The 365-nt window shown below is 60.0% G+C and carries 1 protein-coding gene; it reads left to right on the forward strand.

Going from position 1 to position 365, the window contains the following annotated elements; all coding sequences use genetic code 11:
* Positions 1-42: 42 nt before the first annotated feature.
* On the forward strand, positions 43-365 hold a 323-nt coding region (locus AC1DKR_RS21465; RefSeq protein ID WP_478035254.1), incomplete at its 3' end, for an N-acetylmuramoyl-L-alanine amidase.

The following is a 365-nucleotide window of genomic DNA, read 5'->3' on the forward strand; positions in this document are numbered from 1 at the left end:
GGGCGCGTCTGGTATCCCTACAGCGAGGCGCAGGTTCAGTCTTTGATCTTCCTGATCAGGGACATCAGCAAGCGCAACAACATCAGCCCGCGAAACATCATTGGCCACAGCGATATCGCGCCGCTGCGCAAGCTGGATCCGGGTCCGTTGTTCCCATGGAAGCGTCTGGCCGACGAAGGGTTGGTGGTCTGGCCCGATGCCCAGGCTGTAGCGCGTCAGCAAGCGTTATTCGAGGCACAACTGCCGAGCATCACCTGGTTTCAGGAAGAGCTCGCGCGTCTGGGCTATACAACGCCGCAGACTGGTGAGCTGGATGTGGCCACCCGGCATGTGCTGGCAGCTTTCCAGATGCACTATCGACCTTC

Source organism: Stenotrophomonas sp. 01N47 (assembly GCF_056399165.1).